The organism is Pseudomonas sp. WS 5532 (assembly GCF_012985445.1).
GTDB lineage: Bacteria > Pseudomonadota > Gammaproteobacteria > Pseudomonadales > Pseudomonadaceae > Aquipseudomonas > Aquipseudomonas edaphica.
In genome coordinates, this window is record NZ_JAAQWK010000007.1 from 127,263 (window position 1) to 148,344 (window position 21,082).

At 60.4% G+C, this 21,082-nt stretch carries 22 protein-coding genes; 6 read left to right on the forward strand and 16 right to left on the reverse strand.

What is annotated here, in order from left to right; genetic code table 11:
* Positions 1-123 precede the first annotated feature (123 nt).
* The 4 genes from HBO23_RS14210 to HBO23_RS14225 form a co-directional block, all read right to left on the reverse strand.
* Entirely contained in the window at positions 124-480 is a 357-nt protein-coding gene (locus HBO23_RS14210; protein WP_170038595.1) for a hypothetical protein, read from the reverse strand.
* A gap of 13 nt (positions 481-493) precedes the next feature.
* Entirely contained in the window at positions 494-1,678 is a 1,185-nt protein-coding gene (locus tag HBO23_RS14215) for a sugar transporter (protein ID WP_170038597.1), read from the reverse strand.
* A gap of 111 nt (positions 1,679-1,789) precedes the next feature.
* Complete coding sequence (locus HBO23_RS14220; RefSeq protein WP_017137735.1) at positions 1,790-2,152, reverse strand: hypothetical protein; 363 nt, start codon at positions 2,150-2,152, stop codon at positions 1,790-1,792.
* A gap of 86 nt (positions 2,153-2,238) precedes the next feature.
* On the reverse strand, positions 2,239-3,237 hold the full coding sequence (locus tag HBO23_RS14225) for a bile acid:sodium symporter family protein (RefSeq protein WP_138453533.1): 999 nt from the start codon (positions 3,235-3,237) through the stop codon (positions 2,239-2,241).
* An 85-nt stretch (positions 3,238-3,322) separates the two neighbouring features.
* Here HBO23_RS14225 and HBO23_RS14230 point away from each other — a divergent pair, with 85 nt between their 5' ends.
* Positions 3,323-4,111 carry a helix-turn-helix transcriptional regulator gene (locus tag HBO23_RS14230; RefSeq protein WP_170038599.1) on the forward strand — a complete coding sequence of 263 codons (789 nt, stop codon included), beginning with the start codon at positions 3,323-3,325 and terminating at the stop codon, positions 4,109-4,111.
* Between the two features lie 127 nt (positions 4,112-4,238).
* Here the strand turns inward: HBO23_RS14230 and HBO23_RS14235 are convergent, their stop codons facing one another.
* Positions 4,239-5,252, reverse strand: a complete 1,014-nt coding sequence (locus HBO23_RS14235) for an ABC transporter substrate-binding protein (RefSeq protein WP_099488667.1) — start codon at positions 5,250-5,252, stop codon at positions 4,239-4,241.
* Positions 5,253-5,417: 165 nt separating this feature from the next.
* Between HBO23_RS14235 and HBO23_RS14240 the strand changes: the two genes are divergently transcribed.
* Positions 5,418-5,846, forward strand: coding sequence for a hypothetical protein (locus HBO23_RS14240; protein ID WP_017137731.1), 429 nt, complete (start codon positions 5,418-5,420; stop codon positions 5,844-5,846).
* 134 nt (positions 5,847-5,980) lie between these two features.
* Here HBO23_RS14240 and HBO23_RS14245 read toward each other — a convergent pair whose 3' ends face one another.
* From HBO23_RS14245 to HBO23_RS14270, 6 genes are read right to left on the reverse strand one after another with little or no spacing between them, the layout of a single operon-like run.
* Positions 5,981-7,723 carry an ABC transporter substrate-binding protein gene (locus tag HBO23_RS14245; protein ID WP_017137730.1) on the reverse strand — a complete coding sequence of 581 codons (1,743 nt, stop codon included), beginning with the start codon at positions 7,721-7,723 and terminating at the stop codon, positions 5,981-5,983.
* 48 nt (positions 7,724-7,771) lie between these two features.
* Entirely contained in the window at positions 7,772-8,044 is a 273-nt protein-coding gene (locus HBO23_RS14250; protein WP_026013758.1) for a DUF2160 domain-containing protein, read from the reverse strand.
* Positions 8,045-8,055: 11 nt separating this feature from the next.
* Positions 8,056-8,856 (reverse strand): carbohydrate ABC transporter permease, encoded by an 801-nt coding sequence (locus HBO23_RS14255; RefSeq protein WP_003174634.1) that lies wholly within the window; start codon positions 8,854-8,856, stop codon positions 8,056-8,058.
* A 10-nt stretch (positions 8,857-8,866) separates the two neighbouring features.
* A complete protein-coding gene (locus HBO23_RS14260; protein WP_017137728.1) occupies positions 8,867-9,733 on the reverse strand; it encodes a sugar ABC transporter permease in 867 nt (288 codons plus the stop codon).
* On the reverse strand, positions 9,730-10,827 hold the full coding sequence (locus HBO23_RS14265; RefSeq protein WP_138451761.1) for an ABC transporter ATP-binding protein: 1,098 nt from the start codon (positions 10,825-10,827) through the stop codon (positions 9,730-9,732). The genes HBO23_RS14260 and HBO23_RS14265 overlap by 4 nt, the downstream gene beginning before the upstream one ends.
* Positions 10,827-11,921 carry an ABC transporter ATP-binding protein gene (locus HBO23_RS14270; RefSeq protein ID WP_017137726.1) on the reverse strand — a complete coding sequence of 365 codons (1,095 nt, stop codon included), beginning with the start codon at positions 11,919-11,921 and terminating at the stop codon, positions 10,827-10,829. The genes HBO23_RS14265 and HBO23_RS14270 overlap by 1 nt, the downstream gene beginning before the upstream one ends.
* 289 nt (positions 11,922-12,210) lie before the next feature.
* Here HBO23_RS14270 and HBO23_RS14275 point away from each other — a divergent pair, with 289 nt between their 5' ends.
* Positions 12,211-14,028 carry a sigma-54-dependent Fis family transcriptional regulator gene (locus HBO23_RS14275; protein WP_170038601.1) on the forward strand — a complete coding sequence of 606 codons (1,818 nt, stop codon included), beginning with the start codon at positions 12,211-12,213 and terminating at the stop codon, positions 14,026-14,028.
* Position 14,029: 1 nt separating this feature from the next.
* Here the strand turns inward: HBO23_RS14275 and HBO23_RS14280 are convergent, their stop codons facing one another.
* The 3 genes from HBO23_RS14280 to HBO23_RS14290 form a co-directional block, all read right to left on the reverse strand.
* Entirely contained in the window at positions 14,030-14,962 is a 933-nt protein-coding gene (locus HBO23_RS14280) for a FecR family protein (RefSeq protein WP_170038603.1), read from the reverse strand.
* Complete coding sequence (locus HBO23_RS14285; protein ID WP_017137723.1) at positions 14,959-15,501, reverse strand: sigma-70 family RNA polymerase sigma factor; 543 nt, start codon at positions 15,499-15,501, stop codon at positions 14,959-14,961. The genes HBO23_RS14280 and HBO23_RS14285 overlap by 4 nt, the downstream gene beginning before the upstream one ends.
* A 321-nt stretch (positions 15,502-15,822) precedes the next feature.
* The gene (locus tag HBO23_RS14290) at positions 15,823-17,937 is read right to left on the reverse strand and encodes a TonB-dependent receptor (protein ID WP_170038605.1); all 2,115 of its coding nucleotides are present in this window, start codon (positions 17,935-17,937) and stop codon (positions 15,823-15,825) included.
* Between the two features lie 242 nt (positions 17,938-18,179).
* Here HBO23_RS14290 and HBO23_RS14295 point away from each other — a divergent pair, with 242 nt between their 5' ends.
* The 3 genes from HBO23_RS14295 to HBO23_RS14305 all read left to right on the forward strand — a co-directional run bounded on the left by HBO23_RS14295 (position 18,180) and on the right by HBO23_RS14305 (position 19,541).
* Positions 18,180-18,338 carry a hypothetical protein gene (locus tag HBO23_RS14295; protein ID WP_017137721.1) on the forward strand — a complete coding sequence of 53 codons (159 nt, stop codon included), beginning with the start codon at positions 18,180-18,182 and terminating at the stop codon, positions 18,336-18,338.
* 5 nt (positions 18,339-18,343) lie between these two features.
* The gene (locus HBO23_RS14300; RefSeq protein WP_236447651.1) at positions 18,344-18,970 is read left to right on the forward strand and encodes an XRE family transcriptional regulator; all 627 of its coding nucleotides are present in this window, start codon (positions 18,344-18,346) and stop codon (positions 18,968-18,970) included.
* A 61-nt stretch (positions 18,971-19,031) separates the two neighbouring features.
* Positions 19,032-19,541 (forward strand): hypothetical protein, encoded by a 510-nt coding sequence (locus HBO23_RS14305; protein WP_170038607.1) that lies wholly within the window; start codon positions 19,032-19,034, stop codon positions 19,539-19,541.
* A 240-nt stretch (positions 19,542-19,781) separates the two neighbouring features.
* Here HBO23_RS14305 and HBO23_RS14310 read toward each other — a convergent pair whose 3' ends face one another.
* Positions 19,782-20,081, reverse strand: a complete 300-nt coding sequence (locus tag HBO23_RS14310) for a hypothetical protein (protein ID WP_169987194.1) — start codon at positions 20,079-20,081, stop codon at positions 19,782-19,784.
* 117 nt (positions 20,082-20,198) lie between these two features.
* Complete coding sequence (locus tag HBO23_RS14315; RefSeq protein ID WP_170038609.1) at positions 20,199-20,939, reverse strand: hypothetical protein; 741 nt, start codon at positions 20,937-20,939, stop codon at positions 20,199-20,201.
* Positions 20,940-21,082: the final 143 nt, after the last annotated feature.

Sequence of the window (21,082 nt, forward strand, 5' to 3'; positions counted from 1 at the left end):
TTGCCTGCGATAGCGGTGGTGGCTGACAGATCGCTATCGCAGGCAAGCCAGCTCCCACAGAAAAGCCTGCTCGCCACAACAAGCCAGCTCCCACAGGTTGCTTTTTTGCCTAGGATTGCTGGCTCAAAACGGCCCTTTCGTCATCACCCGCTCATCAATGAACCCGCGCAACAGGCCAATCCGCTGCGTATAAGCAGCGCTCAGGCAACTGACTTTCGCCCCGCAGGCATGCCGCTGTTTGAGCCATTCGGCCTGCCCGTCCATCAATGACCCGCGCCCGCCCATGGCCATGAAGTGCTTGTTCAGGTCGTAGAGCAACGCCATGGTCACGTCCTGGTCGTTGAGGCTGACGTTCTTGCAAATCGCAATTTCGTCAGGCGCTTTGGCCTTGCCACAGTCGAAGCTGGCGGCAACGCTCGAAGGGCTGAGCAACAGCGCAGACACGCTGGCAAGCATCGCGAAAACAGCAGGTTTGATCATCAATCGTTACTCCTCAGCTACGCACCACACCCGTCCCAAACTTGCGAATCGCCAGGCAATACCCGATCAACGCCACCGCTGCCAACGCCCCGCCCGCCACGCCGATCCAGGCGAAGCCGAAGTGGCTGCCGACCCAACTGCCCATCAGGGCGCCGCCGCCGATGCCGATGTTGTAGATGCCGGAGAACATTGCCATGGCCACGTCGGTGGCGTCGGGGGCCAGCACCAGCACCTTCGATTGCATGGCGAGGCCGAAGCCCATGATGGCCATGCCCCAGAAAATGCTCAGTATCACCAGGTACGACTCGGCGCCGCTCAAGGGCAGCATCAGGGTCAAGCAGGCCGCGAGCAGGAACACTGCGCTGACCACGAAAATATGCGGGTTGAAACGGTGCACCAGGCTGAACAGCAGCGAGCCGATGATGCCCGCGCCGCCGAACACCAGCAAAATCAGGGTTACGGCGCCACCGCCCAAACCGGCCACGCCTTCGACGAAGGGTTCGATGTAGCTGTAGGCGGTGAATTGCGCGGTGACGGTCATGGCGGTGAGCACGTACAGCGCCACCAGTGCTGGGCGTTTGAACAGCAACGGCAGGCTGCGCAGCGAGCCGGAGTTCTGGCTCGGCAGCGGCGGCAAGGTGCGCGCCAGCCAGAACACCAGGGCGCCAGCGAACGCGGCGATCACCAGGAAGGTGGTGCGCCAGCCCATGGCTTCACCGAGCAGACGGCCCAGGGGAATGCCCAACACCATCGCCAAAGAGGTGCCAGTAGCCAACAACCCAAGGGCTTGCACCTGCTTGCCTTCCGGCGCCAGGCGCACGGCCAGGGACGCGGTAATTGACCAGAACAGCGCGTGGGACAACGCAATGCCGATGCGACTGACCATCAGCAGGCCAAAACTGTTGGCGACGCTGGAGAGGATATGGCTGGCGATAAACAGGCCGAACAGCACGATCAGCAATTTTCGCCGCTCGACGTTGCGCGTCAGCAGCATTACCGGCAGCGAGGTCAACGAGACGATCCAGGCATAGATGGTGAGCATCAGGCCGACGTTGGCGATGGGCATGTCGAAGCTCGCACCGATGGCGCTGAGCAGGCCCACGGGCACGAATTCGGTGGTATTGAACACAAAGGCGGCCAGCGCCAAGGCGATGACCGGTTGCCAATTGGCTTGGGGCGTTGCGGCTGAAATGCTCATTGGCGGGCGAGATACTCTGGCGATGATCCGACGGCCGCGCAGAACAGCGCCGCCGCCGGGCATTCTATAGGTTTCTTGGCCCGCTGTTGACGCGGATCGTCGCCCGAAGGCTTAGGGCGAGGTCATGGTAATCACGTAGTTGCCCGACTGGATCGCCTTGCCGGCGGCATCCACCAGCAAGTAACTCTGGTTGTAATAACGCCCATCGCCGCTGTCTGCCACCAGCTTTACATGGGCGGCGTTGACGCTGGCCACTGGCGCAATATTGCGCACCTCGAAGCGACTACCACGATTGGAACTGGCGCACCCGGTCAACTCCATCACCGCGCCACTGCGCGCATTTGTCGCACAGCCGGGTTCGACGATGGCGCCGCGAAATTGAATGGTGCCCTGCCCTATGGTCTGCGCGGCACCACAGGCTCCCGCCCATAGGCAAAACAGGCCGGTTAATACCGAAATACCTTTAACGTTCATGCCGACACTCCTTATTGGGCTCTCAATAAGGAAGTCGTCTGCTCGAGCGTTAACTTGAGGTCAATCTTGCCAAGGTGTGCGCTGGATCACGGATCGACCTGGCCCATCATCTCGGAGATGCTTTCCGGGCGCTTGGCATAACGCTGCGCCAGCGCCGCGCAGACCATCAACTGGATCTGGTGAAACAGCATCAACGGCAAGATCAGCACGCCCATGGTCGCCCCGGCGAACAGCACCTGGGCCATCGGTACACCGGTGGCCAGGCTTTTCTTCGAGCCACAGAACAAGATGGTGATGCGGTCTTCCTGGTTAAACCCAAATGCCTTGCCCAACACGGCGGAGGCCACCAGCACCAAGCCCAGCAACACGCAGCAGGCGACGACCAGACCGCCCAGCTCCCACAACGGGATCTGGTGCCAGATGCCTTCGTTGACCGCTTCGCTGAACGCGCCATACACCACCAGCAGAATCGAGCCCTGGTCGACGAACTTCAGCCAGGACTTGTTACGCCCCACCCACTCGCCAATCCAGCGCCGGGCGATCTGCCCGGCCACAAAAGGCAGCAACAGCTGCACGCTGATTTTCAGGATGGCGTCGACCGTGGAGCCGCCATCGCCGTGTACGTTAAGCAGCAAGGTCACCAGCAACGGCGTCAGGAAGATGCCGAACAGGCTGGAGGCCGCCGCGCTGCAGATGGCTGCCGGGATGTTGCCGCGGGCCAGCGAGGTGAAGGCAATCGCCGATTGCACCGTGGCCGGCAGCGCACACAGATACAGCATGCCCATGTACAGGTCGTTGCCGATCAGCGGCGACAGCAGCGGCTTGAGCGCCAGGCCCAACAATGGGAACAGCACAAAAGTCAGGCTGAACACCAGCAAATGCAGGCGCCAATGCCCGGCACCGGCAACGATGGCCTGGCGTGACAGCTTGGCGCCGTGCAGGAAAAACAGCAGCGCAATGGCCAGGTTCGTCACCCAGCCGAAGGCCACGGCGGTCTGGCCGCTGGCCGGCAGCAGTGACGCAAGGATCACCGTGGCGATCAGGGTCAGGGTGAAGTTGTCAGGTAGAAAACGCGGGCGGGTCATAAGCAAATCTTCCAGGGGTTGCCAAGAGCATCGCTGCGACTCTAACTTAACGGCCTGTTACCGACTAACGCCAATGAGCCAGTAAATGCCGCCTAAAGGACATGACAAGACGGTCCGACGCAGTGTGCCCGGGCTTTCCAGCCTGCCACGCCCGGTGTATGGCCGCACCGAATCGCTGCCCAACCGCGCACTGACCCGCCGGCACAGCCACCCGTGGGTGCAGTTGTCGTATGCGATTTCGGGGGTGCTGGAGATCCAGACCAGTGTCGGCCGTTTCGTCGCCCCGCCCCAGCGCGCCGTGTGGATTCCTGCGGGCGTACCGCACCGGGTGTTCAGCTCACCGCACACGGAAATGCGCAGCCTGTACCTCGATTGCAGCGTCACCGCCTGGGCGGCCGAGCGTTGCCAGGTGCTGGAGGTGAGCAGTTTGTTGCGCGAGTTGATCCGCAGTTTCAGCGAGTTGCCGGTGGAGTATGCCGAGGACGGCCCGGACGGGCGGCTGGCCCAGGTGGTGCTCGACCAACTGGCGGCCGCGCCTCAGGTGGATTTGATGCTGCCGTTGCCCCATGACCCACGGCTGCGGCAGATTTACCGCAGCCTGAACCTGCACCCGGAGCAGCAGACCACCCTGGGTAACTGGAGCCACAAGCTTGGGGTCAGTGAAAAGACCCTGAGCCGGTTGTTTTTGAGTGATACCGGGCTGACCTTTCGCGCCTGGCGTCAGCGCCTGCGCTTGCTCAGCGCCCTGCCCGCGCTGGAGCAAGGCGAGCGGGTGACGGATGTGGCGCTGGGGTGTGGGTATGAGTCGACGTCGGCGTTTATCAATGCGTTTCGACAGCAGTTTGAGTCTACGCCGGGTGAGTTTTTCCGCTGACACATAGACAACAACGATCCACTGTGGGAGCTGGCTTGCCTGCGATGCAGGCACCTCGGTGTGTCAGGTACACCGAGTTGATGCTATCGCAGGCAAGCCAGCTCCCACATTGGCTCCCAATTACAAATCAGCTGCCATCACCACCATGGGCTTCTTCAAAGAAGTAATCCTTCCAGCTCGCCGCCTTGTTCTTCAGCACGCCCAATTCCTGCAGCTTTTGGGCATAGATAAACGTACGCTGCGGCACGATGGTGAAGTCGATTTCCGGGTCCTGGACGATTTTCTCCACCAGGTCCAGCGGCAGCTTGGATTCCTCTACGCGAATATACGTCTTGGCGGCCGCAGGTTTATCGGCCTTGATGATCTTCTCGGCCTCCGCCAGCGCGTCATAAAACGCCTTGTAGGTCTTGGGGTTGTCATCGTGAAATTTCTGCGTGGTGTAGAGCACGTTGAACGACGCCTGCCCGCCAAGAATGTCGTAGGAACTGAGCACCTTGTGCACGTTAGGGTTCAACAACTCCTGATACTGAAACGGCGGGCTGGAGAAGTGTGAATTGATCTCCGAACCACCGGCAATCAACGCCGCCGTGGCATCCGGGTGGGCCAGGCTGATGGAGATGTCGTCGAACTTCTTGAAATTGGCATCGCCGAACAGCTTGGCCGTCTCTATCTGCAAGGTGCGCGACTGGAAACCCACGCCGGCGGCCGGCACAGCGATGCGGTCTTTCTCGGTGAAGTCCTGCAGGGTCTTCACGTTGGGGTTATTGGTCAGCAGGTAATTGGGCATCGAACCCAGGGAGGCGATGGCCTTGACGTTCTGCTTGCCCTTGGTGCGGTCCCACAGGGTGAGCATCGGCGGCACACCCGCCGAGACCACATCCAGGGCGCCGGCCAGCAGCGATTCATTCATGGCGGTGGCGCCGGAAATGCTGTTCCATTCCACCTTGATATCCAGGCCCTGCTCCTTGCCATGTTTTTCGATCAGGTGCTGGTCGCGCACCACGTCGAGGATCAGGTAGCCGATACCGAATTGCTGGGCAATGCTGATCTTGCCTTCGGCCTGGGCGCCGGGGCTGAGCAAGGCGCTCGCGGCCGCCAGGGACGCGGCCAACAGGGTCAGGGAGGAACGCTTGAAAGTCATGGGAATCTGCCGCGTTTTCGAGAAGGTGATAGAGACTAGCGACGAATTTTAAGACTGGAAAAGAATATCGGGATCTATTGTTATGCTAATCATCCCCAAAATGCCGTGTGGCTGTTATTGTGCCGCGCTTTGAAATACACCTGCCAACCTGCGAGGAAATGGACGTTGAACACTGACGATAAAATGACTGGGGATCTGTTCGAGGTCGATAAGCGCCTGTCACTCAAGCCCGTGGTGGACTTCAACGCTTACCTGCGCAGCGCATTCGGCGATGGCCCATGCACCTGCGTGCGCTGCAGCGCCGCCAACGGTGACGAAACCGGCTACGCGTTCCAGCACACCTTCAACTTCGACGGCAAACCCACGCACCGCCGCTTTGCCTCTACGGCGGGCAGCGATGTGTTGATGGTGTTGAAGAAGGCGTGGCTGTCATACACCAAGGCCGAGCTGCCGCTCAGTGGCGTATTGGTGCTGGAGACGGTGAAGGAGTTTGTCGAGCCGCAACTTCACAAGCGCTTGGCGCCGCTGTTTTTGGCCAGTGAGCTGGTCAAGGATGTGGATGGGCAGTTGCAGGTTCAGCCGCAGGCCGCCTAACCTAGTGTTTACCTGCCCTTGTGGCGAGGGAGCTTGCTCCCGCTGGGCTGCGCAGCGGCCCCAAAAATGGGCCTGCTACGCAGGCCAGCGGGAGCAAGCTCCCTCGCCACAGGTACAGTGTTTCGGCCTCTGGGTTACTTACGCGCCGCCTCCCACTGCTTCAACAGATCACCATAAGCCACGGTCTCCCCTTTGGGCTTCTCATTCGCCAGCTTGGGCTTCGGCGCGCCCGGCTGGTCAAACCAGTACTGCGCATCCCGCTCCGGGTTCATTTTCGGGCCGCACACCGGCTGCACCTTGGAACGCTCCAGGCGCGTCATGATCGCGTCCTGTTCCTTGGCCAGGTTATCCAGCGCCTGTTGCGGGGTTTTCTCGCCGCTGGCCGCTGCGGCGATGTTGCTCCACCACAACTGCGCCAGGCGTGGGTAGTCGGGCACGTTGGTGCCGGTCGGCGTCCACTCCACCCGCGCCGGGCTGCGGTAGAACTCCACCAGCCCGCCGAGTTTCGGCGCCATGTCGGTCATGGCCTGGGAGTTGATGTCGGACTCACGAATCGGCGTCAGGCCAACGATGGTTTTCTTCAGTGACACGGTTTTCGAGGTGACGAACTGCGCGTACAGCCACGCCGCAAGCTTTTGCTTCTCGGGCGTGGACTTGAGAAAGGTCCAGGAACCCACGTCCTGATAGCCCTTTTTCATGCCCTTTTCCCAATACGGCCCGACCGGCGACGGCGCCATGCGCCATTTCGGCGTGCCATCGGCATTCACCACCGGCAGGCCCGGCTTGGTCATGTCGGCCGTAAACGCGGTGTACCAGAAGATCTGCTGGGCGATGTTGCCCTGGGACGGCACCGGCCCGGATTCAGAGAAGGTCATGCCCGCCGCTTCCGGAGGCGCGTAGGCTTTCATCCAGTCCACGTACTTTTGCGTGGCAAACACCGCGGCCGGGCCATTGGTGTCGCCGCCACGGGTCACGCTGGAGCCCACCGGGTGGCAGTCCTCCACGCGAATGCCCCATTCGTCCACCGGCAAGCCGTTGGGCAGGCCCTTGTCGCCGCCGCCGGCCATGGAAAACCAGGCATCGGTGAAGCGCCAGCCCAACGATGGGTCTTTCTTGCCGTAGTCCATGTGCCCATAGATGCGCTTGCCGTCGATTTCCTTGACGTCTTCGCTGAAGAACTTGGCGATGTCTTCATAGGCTGACCAGTTCACCGGCACACCCAGCTCGTAGCCGTATTTTTCCTTGAACTTGGCTTTAAGGTCCGCGCGCTCAAACCAATCGGCGCGGAACCAGTAGAGGTTGGCGAACTGCTGGTCGGGCAACTGGTAGATCTTGCCGTCCGGCGCGGTGGTGAACGAGATGCCGATAAAGTCCTTGATATCCAGGGTCGGCGAGGTGAAGGCCTTGCCTTCGTTGGCCATCAGGTCGGTGATGGATTCGGTCTTGCCATAGCGAAAGTGCGTACCGATCAAGTCGGAATCGTTCACCCAGCCGTCATAGATATTCTTGTCGGACTGCATCTGGGTTTGCAGCTTCTCCACCACGTCGCCTTCCTGCAGCAGGTCGTGGGTCAGCTTGATACCTGTGATTTCGCTGAAGGCCTTGGCCAGTACCTTGGATTCGTACTCGTGGGTGGTGAGGGTTTCCGACACCACGTTGATCTTCATCCCACGGAACGGTTCCGACGCCTTGATAAACCACTTCAACTCTTCGAGCTGCTGGGCTTCGGTAAGGGTGGACGGTTTAAACTCGCTGCCGATCCATTTTTTCGCGGCATCTTCGTACGCATCGGCCCAGGCCGTGGCGCTCAAACCGCTCAAGGCCAGTACGGCGGCCAATGAAATGCTATGTCGCAGCTTATTGTTTTTATTCAACATAGAGACCTCCTGGTGGTTTATTCATAAGGGCACTAGTTCATAAGGGCACTAGCCCCAACGCATCACACTCAACAGCCATACCAGGGATAGCGCAGACGCCACCCAGATGCTCCAGTCGGTAACGCCGATCACCAGCAAATGCAGGTAGGCGCTGCCGAGAAGACCGATAAACAAACGATCACCACGGGTGGTGCTGATCGGCAACAAACCGCGCCGAGGAATACTCGGCGAACGCAGTTCCCAGGTGGTCATGCCTGCCAGCAGCAGGCCAATCGTCACAAAGAACAGTGCGGTGGGGGTGGTCCAGGCCATCCATTCCATCATCGAACCCTCTAGACCCGGCCCAGGGCAAAGCCCTTGGCCACGTGGTTGCGAACAAACCAGATCACCAGCATGCCCGGCAGAATGGTCAACACCCCCGCCGCTGCCAGCACGCCCCAATCAATGCCCGAGGCCGAGACCGTGCGCGTCATCACCGCCGCAATCGGCTTGGCGTTAACCGAGGTCAAGGTGCGCGCCAGCAGCAGTTCGACCCAGGAAAACATGAAGCAGAAAAATGCCGTCACACCGATACCGGAGCCAATCAACGGGATAAAAATCTTCACGAAAAACTTGGGAAAACTGTAGCCGTCGATGTAGGCGGTTTCGTCGATTTCCTTGGGCACGCCGGACATGAAGCCTTCCAGGATCCACACCGCCAACGGCACGTTGAACAGGCAATGCGCCAGCGCCACGGCGATGTGCGTATCGAACAGCCCGATGGACGAATACAGCTGGAAAAACGGCAGCAAAAACACCGCCGGCGGCGCCATACGGTTGGTCAGCAGCCAGAAGAACAGGTGCTTGTCGCCCAAGAACCGATAGCGCGAAAACGCATAGGCCGCCGGCAGCGCCACGCTCAGGGAGATCACCGTGTTCAGGCTCACGTAGTACAGCGAGTTGAGGTAACCGGTGTACCAGCTCGGGTCAGTGAAGATCACCTTGTAGTTGGCCAGGGTAAAGTCCTGCGGAAACAGCGTCAGCCCGCCGAGGATTTCGGTGTTGCTCTTGAATGACATGTTCAGCAGCCAGTAGATCGGCACCAGCAGAAACAGGATGTAGATCAGCAGCGGAATAACCTTGCGCTTGCTCATGTTGGCGGCCTCAGCGGTTGGCGTCGGAGTGGGTCATGGCGGTGTAGAACAGCCAGGACACCAACAGGATGATCAGGAAATACACCAGGGAAAACGCCGCCGCCGGGCCCAGGTCGAATTGGCCTACGGCCATTTGGGTCAAGGTCTGACTGAGGAACGTGGTGGCGTTACCCGGCCCGCCGCCCGTCAGCACGAAAGGCTCGGTGTAGATCATGAAGCTGTCCATAAAGCGCAACATCACCGCGATCAGCAGCACGCTTTTCATCTTTGGCAATTGGATATGCCGGAACACCGCCCAAGCGGATGCGCGATCAATCCGCGCTGCCTGGTAGTACACGTCCGGAATCGCACGCAGCCCCGAGTAACACAGCAGCGCCACCAGCGAAGTCCAGTGCCACACGTCCATCACCAGCACCGTCACCCAGGCGTCCATGGTGTTGGCCGCATAGTTGTAGTTGATGCCCATGGCGTTGAGCGTCGAACCCAACAGGCCAATGTCGGCGCGGCCAAAAATCTGCCAGATGGTGCCGACCACGTTCCACGGGATCAGCAGCGGAATCGCCAGGATGATCAACACCAGTGACGACCAGCGGCCCTTGGTCGGCATGGTCAGGGCGATGGCGATGCCCAGCGGGATTTCGATCAACAGCACGCAGGCCGAGTAGATGAACTGGCGCAGCAAGGAGTCATGCAGGCGCGGGTCGAGCAGCACCTGTTTGTACCAGTCGGCACCGACAAAATAGCGGCTGGACTGGTCGAAAATGTCCTGCACCGAATAGTTGACCACGGTCATCATCGGGATCACCGCGCTGAACGCCACCAGCAGGAACACCGGTAACACCAGCCACCAGGCCTTGTTGTTCTGCACCTTGTTCATGGCTGCACCTCCAGCAGGTAATCGTCGGCGTACACCATCAACCACTGCGCGGGAAAACTGATCGAGGCTTTGCCTTCCGGCACCGGTTTGTCTTCGGCCAGGCGTACTTTCAACGGCGCGCCGTCGAGGTTGAGGGTCATGATCTTGTAGGTGCCGAGGTCTTCCACATGCACGACGTCGGCCTGCAGCGCGTCAGGGTTGTACTCGTCCCACACGTGGATAAATTCCGGGCGGATACCCACCTGCAGCTTTTTGTAGCCCGTCTCGCGCAGGCGCTGTTGCAACGCCTCGGATAACGGCAGCAACGTACTGGCAAAGCGCACGCCACCGGCTTCGGCCTGCACCTCGATCAGATTCATCCCGGGGCTGCCGATGAAATAGCCGACAAAGGTGTGGCTGGGGCGCTCGAACAGCTCACGCGGCGTGCCGAACTGCACGATCTGCCCGCCGTACATCACCGCGATTTTGTCAGCGAAGGTCGACGCCTCAAGCTGGTCGTGGGTGACGTAGACCATGGTGATATTGAACTGCTCATGAATCTGCTTGAGCTTGCGGCGCAATTTCCATTTGAGGTGCGGGTCGATCACCGTCAGCGGTTCGTCGAACAGGATCGCCGACACGTCATCGCGCACCAGGCCACGGCCCATGGAAACTTTTTGTTTTTCATCGGCGGTGAGGTTGCGGGCTTTTTTGCTCAGCAGGGCTTGCAGGTCGAGGACTTCGGCAATTTCCTGCACCTTGCTGTGAATTTTCGCTTCGGCCATGCCCTGGTTTCGCAGGGGAAACGCCAGGTTGTCGAACACCGTCATGGTGTCGTACACCACCGGGAACTGGAACACCTGGGCAATATTGCGTTTCTCCGGGGTCAGCTCGTTGACCACTTTAGCGTCAAACAGCACCTGGCCTTCGGACGGGCTGAGCAAGCCGGAGATGATATTGAGCAATGTCGACTTGCCGCAGCCCGATGGCCCGAGCAAGGCGTAGGCACCGCCCTGCTCCCACACATGGTTCATGGCCCGAATGGCGTAGTCCTCGGGGCCATTGGGTGTAGGGCTGTAACTGTGCGCGAGGTTCTGCAAATGGATCTCGGCCATCAGGCAACCCTCGCGACGCGGCGCCCGGGGGCCTGGACCAAACGCCCCTGGCCATCGAACACAAAGAGTTTATGGGTGGGGATGTACACACGAATCGGCGCGTCGACGTCGTACTCATGCACCCCCGGTAAATGCAGCACCAACAGGAAATGCTCGCTGCGCACGTGCAGGAAGGTTTCCGAACCGCTGATCTCGGCCACCTCCACGGTCACCGCCAGTTCCAGGTCATCGTCGTTGCTCGGCACCAGGCTGATATGGCTGGGGCGCACGCCAAACCGGAACTCGCCTTCGCCGATGGGACGCAGATCCACGTTCAACGGGAAGTGCACGACATTGGCAAAACTCACTTCATTGCCACTGATACGCCCCGGCATCAGGTTGATCGGCGGCTCGGAAAACAGCTCGGCGGCCAGCACCGTCTGGGGCTGGTGATACACCTCGGCGGCCCTGCCGCTCTGGATCACCCGGCCTTCGTGCAGGATGGTGGTGGTGCCACCCAGGGCCAGGGCTTCATTGGGTTCGGTGGTGGCGTAGATGGCAATGGTGTGGCGCGCCTTGAACAGTTCGCGCATTTCCTGACGCAGCTCTTCGCGCAGTTTGTAGTCCAGGTTTACCAACGGCTCATCGAAAAGGATCAGCTCGGCGTCTTTGACCAAGGCGCGGGCCATGGCCGTGCGTTGCTGCTGGCCGCCGGAAAGCTCCAGCGGGTGGCGCTGCAGGAACTTCTCGATGCGCAGCATCTGCGCGGTTTCCAGCACTTTGCTGTGGATCAGTTCGTTGGACACACCGGCCTGGCGCAACGGCGAGGCGATGTTTTCGAACACGGTCATGGTCGGGTAATTGATGAACTGCTGGTAGACCATCGACACGTTGCGCAGGCGCACCGGCTTGTGGGTGACGTCTACGCCGTTCATCAGGATGCGGCCGCTGTCGGGCTTGTCCAGCCCGGCCATCAGGCGCATCAGGCTGGTCTTGCCGGACAGCGTGCGGCCGAGCAATACGTTGAAAGAACCGGCTTCGAAACGCAGGTTGGCGTCGTCGATCCAGGTCTGGCCTTCGACAACGCGGGAGACATGTTCCAGGGTCAATGACATGACACGCCCTTTTTATTATTGGAATGATTCTGGCCATTCGTAAGAGCGAGTTTCGTGCCAGAAGTGGCAGGTGGTTGATCTGTAAGGAAATGGGTTGAACAGGATGTTCAGGCATGAACACAAATGAACAACCAGCGCTGAACAACTGAACATTAAGCGGGTTGACATTGAACAGTTCTGAACAACAATCGATGGGCGCCACAGATTTAATGTGGGAGCTGGCTTGCCTGCTCCCACAGTTGGACGGCGTAAGGCTTGATAACAATAAAAATAAAAGAAGGTCGCCCCCATGGCCGAACCCCTCGCACACGACACCCTTATCCAGGAATCCTGGCGCCGTTGCCGCGCCTTTGGCCTGGACCACCAGAGCACCCCCAGCTTTGATCAACTGCCCGCCGAAGGCATCAGCCAGTTGCTCGAAAGCCAGCATTCACTGGTGCAGACCACCCATCAGGAAGTGCTGCCCTACTACGAAAACATCCTCAGCAATTCCAACTGCCTGATCATGCTGGCCGACAACCAGGGCCAGGTGCTGACCTCGTGGGGCACCCAGCGTTTTATCGAGCCGAAGCTGGCGCGCGGCTTCAGTGCCGGCGCCAGTTGGAGGGAGCGCTCAAGCGGCACAAACGCCATCGGCACTGCGCTGGCCTGTGCCCAGGCGGTGCATATCGAGCACGATGAACACTTTCTCAAGGCCAACCGCTTCATGACCGGCTCCGCGGCGCCGATTTTCGATGCCCAGCGCGAAATCATTGCGGTACTGGATGTGTCCAGCGACAGCTACCTGCCGCCCTCCCACACCCTTGGCATGGTCAAGATGATGAGCCAGACCGTCGAGAACCGGCTGATCCTCAACCTGTTTCGCGGCGAGCATTTCCAACTGACCTTCAACACCGGCCTGAACAACCTCGACAGCCAGTGGGCGGGCCTGATCATCTTTGATGACAGCGGCCAGGTGCTGTCGGCCAACCGTCGCGCCGATAACTTGCTGGGCATCAGTTTGTCGCGGGTGCTGATCGACAGTTTGTTTAAAGTCTCGCTGCTGGAATTGTTGAATCAACCCGAGGGCTTGCCGTTCTCGTTACAGGCCGCGGGCCGCAATCGGTTCCAGTGTTTATTGAAGCGGCCGCAGAAGATGCCGGTGCAGGCGCGGGTCTTTGCTGAACCCAAGCCCACAAAACCTGCGCCGATGAGCATCCAGACCCTGCATTTTGGCGATGTGCGCGTAGAAAAGGCCGTGCGCCAGGCTGAGCGCTTGTTGGAAAAAGACATTCCGTTGTTGATTCACGGCGAGACCGGCGTTGGCAAAGAGGTGTTCGTCAAAGCCCTGCACCAGGCCAGTTCGCGCAGCAAACAGGCGTTCATTGCGGTGAACTGTGCAGCGATCCCCGCCGAACTGGTCGAGTCCGAGCTGTTTGGCTATGAAAAAGGCGCCTTTACCGGTGCCAACCAGAAAGGCAGCATCGGCCTGATCCGCAAGGCGGATAAGGGCACGCTGTTTCTGGATGAAATTGGCGACATGCCCTTGCCGACCCAGGCCCGCTTGCTGCGGGTGTTGCAGGAGCGTTGCGTGCAGCCGGTGGGCAGCAGCGAGCTGTTCCCGGTGGACTTGCGCATCATCTCGGCCACCAACCGCGTGCTGCGCGACTGGGTGCAGGCCGGGCGCTTTCGTGAGGATTTGTACTACCGCATCGGTGGCCTGACCCTGGAACTGCCGCCCCTGCGCGAGCGTACCGACAAGCAGGCACTGTTCCAGCAGCTGTGGCAACAGCACCGTGAGCCGACCCAATGGGCCGGGCTGAGTGCCGAAGTGCTGGCCTTGTTCGAGCAGCACCCGTGGCCGGGCAACCTGCGCCAGGTCAGCAGCGTGTTGCAGGTGGCGCTGGCGATGGCCGAGGAGCAGCCGGTGCGACCGGAGCATCTGCCGGATGATTTCTTTGTCGACCTGAACGTGACCGCGCCCTTGCCCACCCAGCCAAGCCTGGAAGACAACAGCGACCTGAGCCAACGCTTGAAAGCAGCGGGCGGCAACATCTCCCACCTGGCGCGGGAACTGGGCGTAAGCCGCAACACCCTGTACAAGCGCCTGCGCCAGCACGAAGGCTGATCTAGCGCGGTTTGACCACCACCATCAGGTCGGTGAAGTACTCCACCCGAATCGGCAGGTTATCGGCCAGCGCCGAGAGCGCCGCCGCCGTGTCGTCGAGTTTGAACACCCCGGACACACGCAGGTTTTTCAACGCCTGGGCATCGAAGCGCACCAAGCCGTGGCGGTAGCTGGCCAGGGTTTGCAGCACCTCACTCAGCGGTTGGTCGTTGACCTTGAGCAGGCCACGCGTCCAGGCATCCGGGTCGGCGCTGCCGCTGGCCTGTGCAGGCCCCGCGTGGCCATGATCAAGAATCGCGCGCTGCCCGGCCGTGACCTTGACGCCCTCGCCCGTGTCACCTTGGACCGCCACAGTGGACTCGATCACCGTGACCACGGTGCTGCCGTCCACTGCGCGCTTGACCAGATAACGCGTGCCCAAGGCCGTGGCCGTGCCTTGATCGGTGCGTACCACGAACGGCCGTTGCGCGTCCTTGGCCACGTCAACCCACAGCTCGCCTTGCAGCAGTTCGATCACGCGCTGGTGGCCGTCGAATTTCACGTCCACCGCCGAGTTGCTGTTGAGCTGCAACTGGCTGCCGTCCTCAAGAGCAACCTGGCGGCGCTCGCCGATGCCGGTGCGCTGGTCGGCCGTCCACACCGGCATGTGCTGCACACCGAACCAGCAGCACAGCACTACGCCCAGCACCCCCAAGGCCTGCACCCTGCGCGAACGTTGGGGCGCAAAGGCGCGATTCAGGGCGATGCGTGCCGGTTGCGCGGGCAACGTATCGAAGCCACCCCAGAGCGAGCGCATACGCTCGATGGCCACGGCATGGCGCGGGTCGGCCTGACACCAGGTATTGAAGGCGTGGCGCTCGGCATCGCTGACGTCTTCATCGTGCAGCCGCGTCAGCCAATTCGCCGCTTGTTGAATGATCTGCTCGGCGTTCACGGCAACGGGTCCGCCCCGTACAGGCTGTGGTAGCAATGCACCAGCGCGGTGGACAGGTAGTTTTTGACCGTGCTGGGTGACACCTCAAGACGCGTGGCGATCTCACTGTAGGTGAGCCCGTCCAGGCGGCTTAACAGGAAGGCTTCACGGGTTTTCGCCGGCAGGCCGGCGAGCATCTCGGCGATGCGCTCCAGGGCTTGCAGCGCCACATGGATCGCGGCCGGGTCGGGCATGCCGGCGTCTTCACACTGCACCAGCAGGGCTTGCAGGTAGGCCTTTTCGATCCGGCGGCGCCGCGCCCCATCGATCAACAGGCGCCCGGCGGTGGTGGCGAGAAAGGCGCGAGGCTCCTTGATGGTGTGCGGATCGGCCAGCATCAACACGCGGATAAACGCATCGTGGGCCAGGTCGGCAGCGTACTGGGAACACCCGAGTTTTTTGCGCAGCCAGCCGTGCAACCAGCCATGGTGCTCGCTGTACATCGCCGTAAGGGTCTGCTGACGGGCGCAATCGCCCGGCGCGGCCGGAATGTCATGCATGCGCAAAAACTTCTCAAATGGGAAAGATTACCAATTGAGCGAACAATGCCAGTAAAACTGTGGCGGGGCAAGGGCCACTCGGGTGGGCTGGATGCCGTGGGCGGGCTTGTGTGGGAATTGGTCTGAGTGGATGCTGGTCTGTGTGGATGCTGGTCTGTGTGGGAGCTGGCTTTTGTGGGAGCTGGCTTGCCTGCGATGGCATCGCCTCAGTTCAACTGAATGACCGAGGCGCCTGCATCGCAGGCAAGCCAGCTCCCACACAAGCCAGCCCCCCACACAAGCTCGCTCCCACAGTTAGACCTCGGTGACAGTTAAATTGGCTTAGCGCCAGTTCCACGACACACCGGTATAGATACCGCGCCCATCGGCCGGTGTGGAGCGGGCCACATCCAACCCCTTGTCGTCATACCCCGGCGTGACGGTATTGGCATAACGCCGGTTGGTGAGGTTGCGCAGATCAACCCAGGCTTGCCAGTCCTGTTTCGGCGCGTCATAGCCGAAAGTGGCGCCCAGCGTTGTGTACGCCGCCGCGTAGTAAGAGTTGGCGTAATCCACCGCCACCCGTGAAGCGTGCTCGGTGTTGAGGCTGGTGTAGAAACCAGTCGGGTGGCTGTAGCGCACTTGCGCCTGGTAGTAATGCTTGGGGATGCCCGGCAAGGTGTTGGCGCCGAAGCGGTCGTCGTCACGGTAGTGAAAATCGCTGTAGGTGTAGGCCTGGCGCAAGGCCAACTGGCCATTACCACCGCCGTCCCAGAGTGGGCTGAGCAGGCTCAACTCCACGCCCTGGTGCACGGTGGGGCTGGCGTTGGCTTCGGCGACGACGGCGCTGCTGGTCTGTGTCTGCGCCTGGGTCTCCACTGTGAGCAGTTCGTGACGCACTTCGGAGCGATACAACGCCAAATCCCACTGGCCGAACCATTGCTCACCACGCCCGCCTATCTCCAGGGTAGTGGCGGTCTGATTGCGCAAGCTCACGCCTTCGCGGGCCAGCCCCTTGGCCGGGCCGCCGGTGAAATACTTGTTGGAGCCCCAAATCATCGACCACGCGTGCGGCGGTTCGACCGAGCGACTCAGGTTGCCGTACACCTGCAACTGCGGGGTGAAGTCATAGCGCAGGCCAATGCGCGGCGCGTAGTCCCAATCATGCTGGCTGAGCGGCGCCTGCCCTTGCGGGTAGCTGACCTGGGTTTCGCGGCGGGTGTAGATCGCAGCCAGGCCGGTGGTCAGCCACAGGTCTTGCACCAGTTCCAGCTCGTTGCCGATATGCAACACCGTGTCGGAACCCAGGTAGCTGTAGTCGCGGGTCTTGGTGCCGGGGGCGTAATAGGTGGCGGGGTTGCTCGACGGTACGCGCACATATTCCGAGGCACCGTTGTTGGGCATCGCCTGGGTGGTGCGCAGGCCAATGGTGGTTTTGCTGTCGTGGCCGAACCAACTGTCCTGGCGAATGTAGTTCAGGGTGCCGCTGACATCCGTGTAGGCGACTTTCAGGCGGTTGAGCCCTTCGCGCAAATCCATCGGGTAGTCGTGATAGGCCAGCCCCACCTCGACGCGGGAAGTGTCATCGAGCTGCAAGGTGGTCTTGTTGGCGATCCAGGTCGAGCCCGGCTGCAGGCGTTTCGAGTCGCGGGCGGCGTTGAGGCTGTTGGCGGCGGTTGGATCGTGGCTGATCTGGTAGCGCGTCAGCTTGCCGGGGCTGTCGTTGGTGGTTTCGCGGTAGCGAAAATAGAAGCGCGTCTCCAGGTCCGGGTTGAACCGGTAGCCAAAGTTGGCCGCAATGCCCTTGCCGGTGCCGGCGCTCTGGTGCTGGTAGCCGTCGGATTCGGAGTCGGTGAGGCTGATGTAGTAGTCGGCGTCGCCCAGCACCTGGCCGGAGCTGATTTCGCGTTGGGCATAACCGCGACTGCCCACTTCATAGCGCACCTGCAACTTCGGCGCGTCATAGCCGGTGTGCGTGACATAGTTGACCGAGCCACCCAGGGCCAGGGCGCCCTGGTCAAAACCGTTGGCGCCGCGCAGCACCTCGACGCGGCTTTGCCACAGCGGGTCCTTGAGTTCATAGGGCGTGCCGCCGGGGCCGGTGAGCGGCAAACCGTCGAGCATTTCATACAGGCCCGAGGCGTGGGAGCCGGGGCTGCGGTTCAGGCCGGAACCGCGGATCGACAACTTCACGCCTTCATTATTCGCCGCCTTGGCATAGACGCCGGCCTGGTACTTGAACACGTCTTCGTTGGTGCTGACGCGCCCCCGTTTCACGCTGCTCATATCGATGAAACTGGTGCCACCGGGCACGCTCTTGAGCTGCGCCTGGGCCACCTCGCCAGCGCTGGCTTCGCTGCTGGAGACCTCGACCGGGGCCAGTTGCAGGGTATCGGCGTGCGCCAGTGAACTGAGGGTCAGGGCGGCAAACAGCAGTGGGGGTTGGCGCAACAGCATGGGGTAAATCCTTGGCATTCGGGGGCGTGACAAAGCCTGGGCCATCACGCGAACAGTGATGGGAAGCCAGGCAGGCTCACCAGGTCACGCTTAATTAACGGACCAGACCCTTCCCACAACAGCATCGGACCGGGATTATTTTCTAAGTCCAAAATCGCATTAACACATGCAAACTCAGTATTTAAAGAAATAACCAGCACGCATTACTGTGGAGGCATTGAGTCGCCCACGAGATTTCCCCCATGCAAACATCCGCCAGCGTTATTGACTTCACCCTCCACCGTAAACGCCGCCAGGCGCGTGCCGCGGCCGAGCTGATGTGGGCGATGTACGCGGCACGCGCGGGGCTTGCGGTGTTCTCCGCCCACACCGCAACCGCCAGTGATACGCGCCGGGCGTAACGCCGATGAATTTTTTACAGGTACTGCCCGAATCAGCCCAAGCACTGCCAAAACCTGCGATTGAGGATGACGACACCAGCCTGTGCGTGGCGCAGAACCTGCAACGTTTGCGCAGTAAGCGCCACCTCTCGCTGGACGGGTTGGCACGCGCGTGTGGCGTGAGCCGGGCGATGCTGGCGCAGATCGAATCGGGCCGCAGCGTGCCGTCGATCAAGGTGCTGTGCAAAATCGCCAAAGGCTTGAAGGTGTCGGTCGCGGCCTTTCTGGAGGACCGTGCCTTTGAAGGCGTCGAGGTGTTGCCGGCGCGACAAAGCAAACGCCTGGTAAGTGCCGACGGGGCATTCGTCAGCCGTGCGTTGTTTCCCTTTGATACCGCCCGCCAATCGGAATTTTACGAAATCCGCTTGCGTGCGCTCGGCGAAGAAATTTCTGCCGGTCACGGCCCCGGCATTCAGGAAAACCTGGTGGTGGCCCAGGGCGTACTGGAAGTCAGCGTCAACGATGAGCGCTACTTGCTCTCCACCGGCGACTCGATCCTGTTCTACGCCGACCAGCCCCACCGCTACCGCAACCCGGCGGACAGCGAGGCGGTGGCATTTTTGGTGATCACCTACCCGGAACGCCTGGACTGAATGCAAAAAGCCCCGACAAGTCGGGGCTTTTTTTTGCGTTTTAGGCAGCAGCGGTCAGCAGGTGCAGCACATCATAGGCATGCCGTTGCAGCTCATCATCATCGGCATGGCGCAGTCATTCATCAGTTTGTTCATGAGCATGCAGCAGCTTTCCATCATGGCCATGCTCATGCCTGGCATTGGCAGCATTTTGCACATCATGCTGTGGCCCATCACGCTGCATTCCATCATGCATTTCATCATCGGCATCGACATGCCCATGGTCATCATCGGCATGTTCATGTCAGCCATCATCTTCATGGCATCGGCCGACATGCACAGCATCGACATATTTGCGCACTGCATCATCATCGGCATGCCGCAGTTCATCATCATCGCCATCATGTCGGCATTGGTCTTGAACTGCGCCATGTCCATACCGGCCGCCGGCTTCATGGTGCACATCATGGCGTCGCCCGCCATTTCGCACTTCATGGTCGCCATCATCATCGGCATGCCCATCATCGGCATCATTGGCATGGACGTGTTCATCGGCATCTGCATTGCGTTCATCATGTTCGAAACTCCGTAATCGACAGGAAATGGCTAAGTTCTGGCGCCGATTCTAGAGACACCGGGCGACGGCGCAAGACGACGGCAGAGCAGCACAAATGGCTGTTCGGGAGCTTGCTTGGGTGAACAGGACAGCGACACCGGGCGTGATAACAGATAAATCGCTGTAAAGACGTTTAAAGCCGCTACTGGCACCGCATAAACGTCAGGATGGATATGCGATTAAAGCCTTGCGACCTCACTTAAGGAAATAAACGATCTAACCCGAGAGCAAAACCTGGTGATCAGTCGCGTCCGTGAGCGGTTCGATCGTGCGCATAAAATCATCCGCCTCAGACCCCCTGAGGAAACTGAACCCCGCCATTTCATCGCAGGCCAGGATGTCAGCCAGGGCTTTACGTAACTGAGACTCCGCCGGCGAGTCGCGCAGCAGTTTATGTGCGGTCAATAACACCTCGGCAGGAACACCCTGGGCGCTTGCCACGTCGATCACCGCAAAGAGAATGAATCGCAGACGAACTTCGCGATCCGTAGGCCAAACCGTTTTTCGCTTACCCAAGGTAGGCACTCATCCGTTGAGAAAAGTCTGAGGCTATTGCCCACCGAGGGGTGTTTCAAGCGTGGGGACTTAAGATAGGCCACTTCCTACACCTGAAAGGGAAATACCGTACCTACATTACTGCACCGGCAAGAAATTCATCAGCAGCAAACTCTGCGCGTAGTTGAGCGCCACACGTCGGTAGCGTTCATCGAGCATCTGCGCGAGCAAGTCCAGGCGCGCAACCACTTTGCCGAACTCGACCGCAAAGCTCAGGTTACTGCCCTCCTCCGATATCTCGTTGGAAAACAGCAGCAACACGCCATTGGCATCCTGGCGCTGACTGAGCAGCCAGGTGGCTTTTTCGATATTGCGTGCGGCGTTGCTGACAAACTGCGGGTTGATCGAGTCAGTCATATAGAACTGGGTGCGGCCGCCGTGGGCGGTCACCAGCATGCTGCCGATCGCGTAGATAAACGCACCGACCCGGTCGCCTTTGAAGTCGGGGCTTAACGAGTAACTCAAGGCCGCGAGATCGCGCCGCTCGCCGAGGGCCGGCAGCGGTTGCTGATGCTCGATGGCCTGGCGGATTTCCCGCGCGGCACTCACCGCATCCGGGTAACCGGATAGGCGCCACTGGCTGGGGTTGCGCAGGTAGAGCTTGCTCATCAGCAGATACAGGCTTTGCAAGTTGTCGCGCATGCTCAGGGTTGCCATGCGGTCAACGCTGGTCTGAAAGAACTCATCGGGCCTGCCATTGCTGAACTGGCTGGCGATATCGCGGCCCTGCTGCTGGCTGCAACCACTGGCAAACAGTGCCAAAAGAACAACCAAAAACAACGGCCAGCGGGAGATACAAGTATGTGACGTTCGATCCATCGGCACCGGGTCTGATTCTGCTGCCCACACTCTGAATGAGTGGGGTCGTGACAGGGATAGATCAGGAGAATCAAAAAAAGTGCGGCGAGCCGGGTCGGATCAGAGGTTGCCTACACACAAAGGAGTGCCTATAGGATCGTTCC

Bases quoted from the DNA above. Each gene is read 5' to 3' on its own strand.
- HBO23_RS14210 (WP_170038595.1), bottom strand. From the start codon at position 480: ATGATCAAACCTGCTGTTTTCGCGATGCTTGCCAGCGTGTCTGCGCTG.
- HBO23_RS14215 (WP_170038597.1), bottom strand. From the start codon at position 1,678: ATGAGCATTTCAGCCGCAACGCCCCAAGCCAATTGGCAACCGGTCATC.
- HBO23_RS14220 (WP_017137735.1), bottom strand. From the start codon at position 2,152: ATGAACGTTAAAGGTATTTCGGTATTAACCGGCCTGTTTTGCCTATGG.
- HBO23_RS14225 (WP_138453533.1), bottom strand. From the start codon at position 3,237: ATGACCCGCCCGCGTTTTCTACCTGACAACTTCACCCTGACCCTGATC.
- HBO23_RS14230 (WP_170038599.1), top strand. From the start codon at position 3,323: ATGCCGCCTAAAGGACATGACAAGACGGTCCGACGCAGTGTGCCCGGG.
- HBO23_RS14235 (WP_099488667.1), bottom strand. From the start codon at position 5,252: ATGACTTTCAAGCGTTCCTCCCTGACCCTGTTGGCCGCGTCCCTGGCG.
- HBO23_RS14245 (WP_017137730.1), bottom strand. From the start codon at position 7,723: ATGTTGAATAAAAACAATAAGCTGCGACATAGCATTTCATTGGCCGCC.
- HBO23_RS14250 (WP_026013758.1), bottom strand. From the start codon at position 8,044: ATGGAATGGATGGCCTGGACCACCCCCACCGCACTGTTCTTTGTGACG.
- HBO23_RS14255 (WP_003174634.1), bottom strand. From the start codon at position 8,856: ATGAGCAAGCGCAAGGTTATTCCGCTGCTGATCTACATCCTGTTTCTG.
- HBO23_RS14260 (WP_017137728.1), bottom strand. From the start codon at position 9,733: ATGAACAAGGTGCAGAACAACAAGGCCTGGTGGCTGGTGTTACCGGTG.
- HBO23_RS14265 (WP_138451761.1), bottom strand. From the start codon at position 10,827: ATGGCCGAGATCCATTTGCAGAACCTCGCGCACAGTTACAGCCCTACA.
- HBO23_RS14270 (WP_017137726.1), bottom strand. From the start codon at position 11,921: ATGTCATTGACCCTGGAACATGTCTCCCGCGTTGTCGAAGGCCAGACC.
- HBO23_RS14275 (WP_170038601.1), top strand. From the start codon at position 12,211: ATGGCCGAACCCCTCGCACACGACACCCTTATCCAGGAATCCTGGCGC.
- HBO23_RS14285 (WP_017137723.1), bottom strand. From the start codon at position 15,501: ATGCATGACATTCCGGCCGCGCCGGGCGATTGCGCCCGTCAGCAGACC.
- HBO23_RS14290 (WP_170038605.1), bottom strand. From the start codon at position 17,937: ATGCTGTTGCGCCAACCCCCACTGCTGTTTGCCGCCCTGACCCTCAGT.
- HBO23_RS14295 (WP_017137721.1), top strand. From the start codon at position 18,180: ATGCAAACATCCGCCAGCGTTATTGACTTCACCCTCCACCGTAAACGC.
- HBO23_RS14300 (WP_236447651.1), top strand. From the start codon at position 18,344: ATGAATTTTTTACAGGTACTGCCCGAATCAGCCCAAGCACTGCCAAAA.
- HBO23_RS14315 (WP_170038609.1), bottom strand. From the start codon at position 20,939: ATGGATCGAACGTCACATACTTGTATCTCCCGCTGGCCGTTGTTTTTG.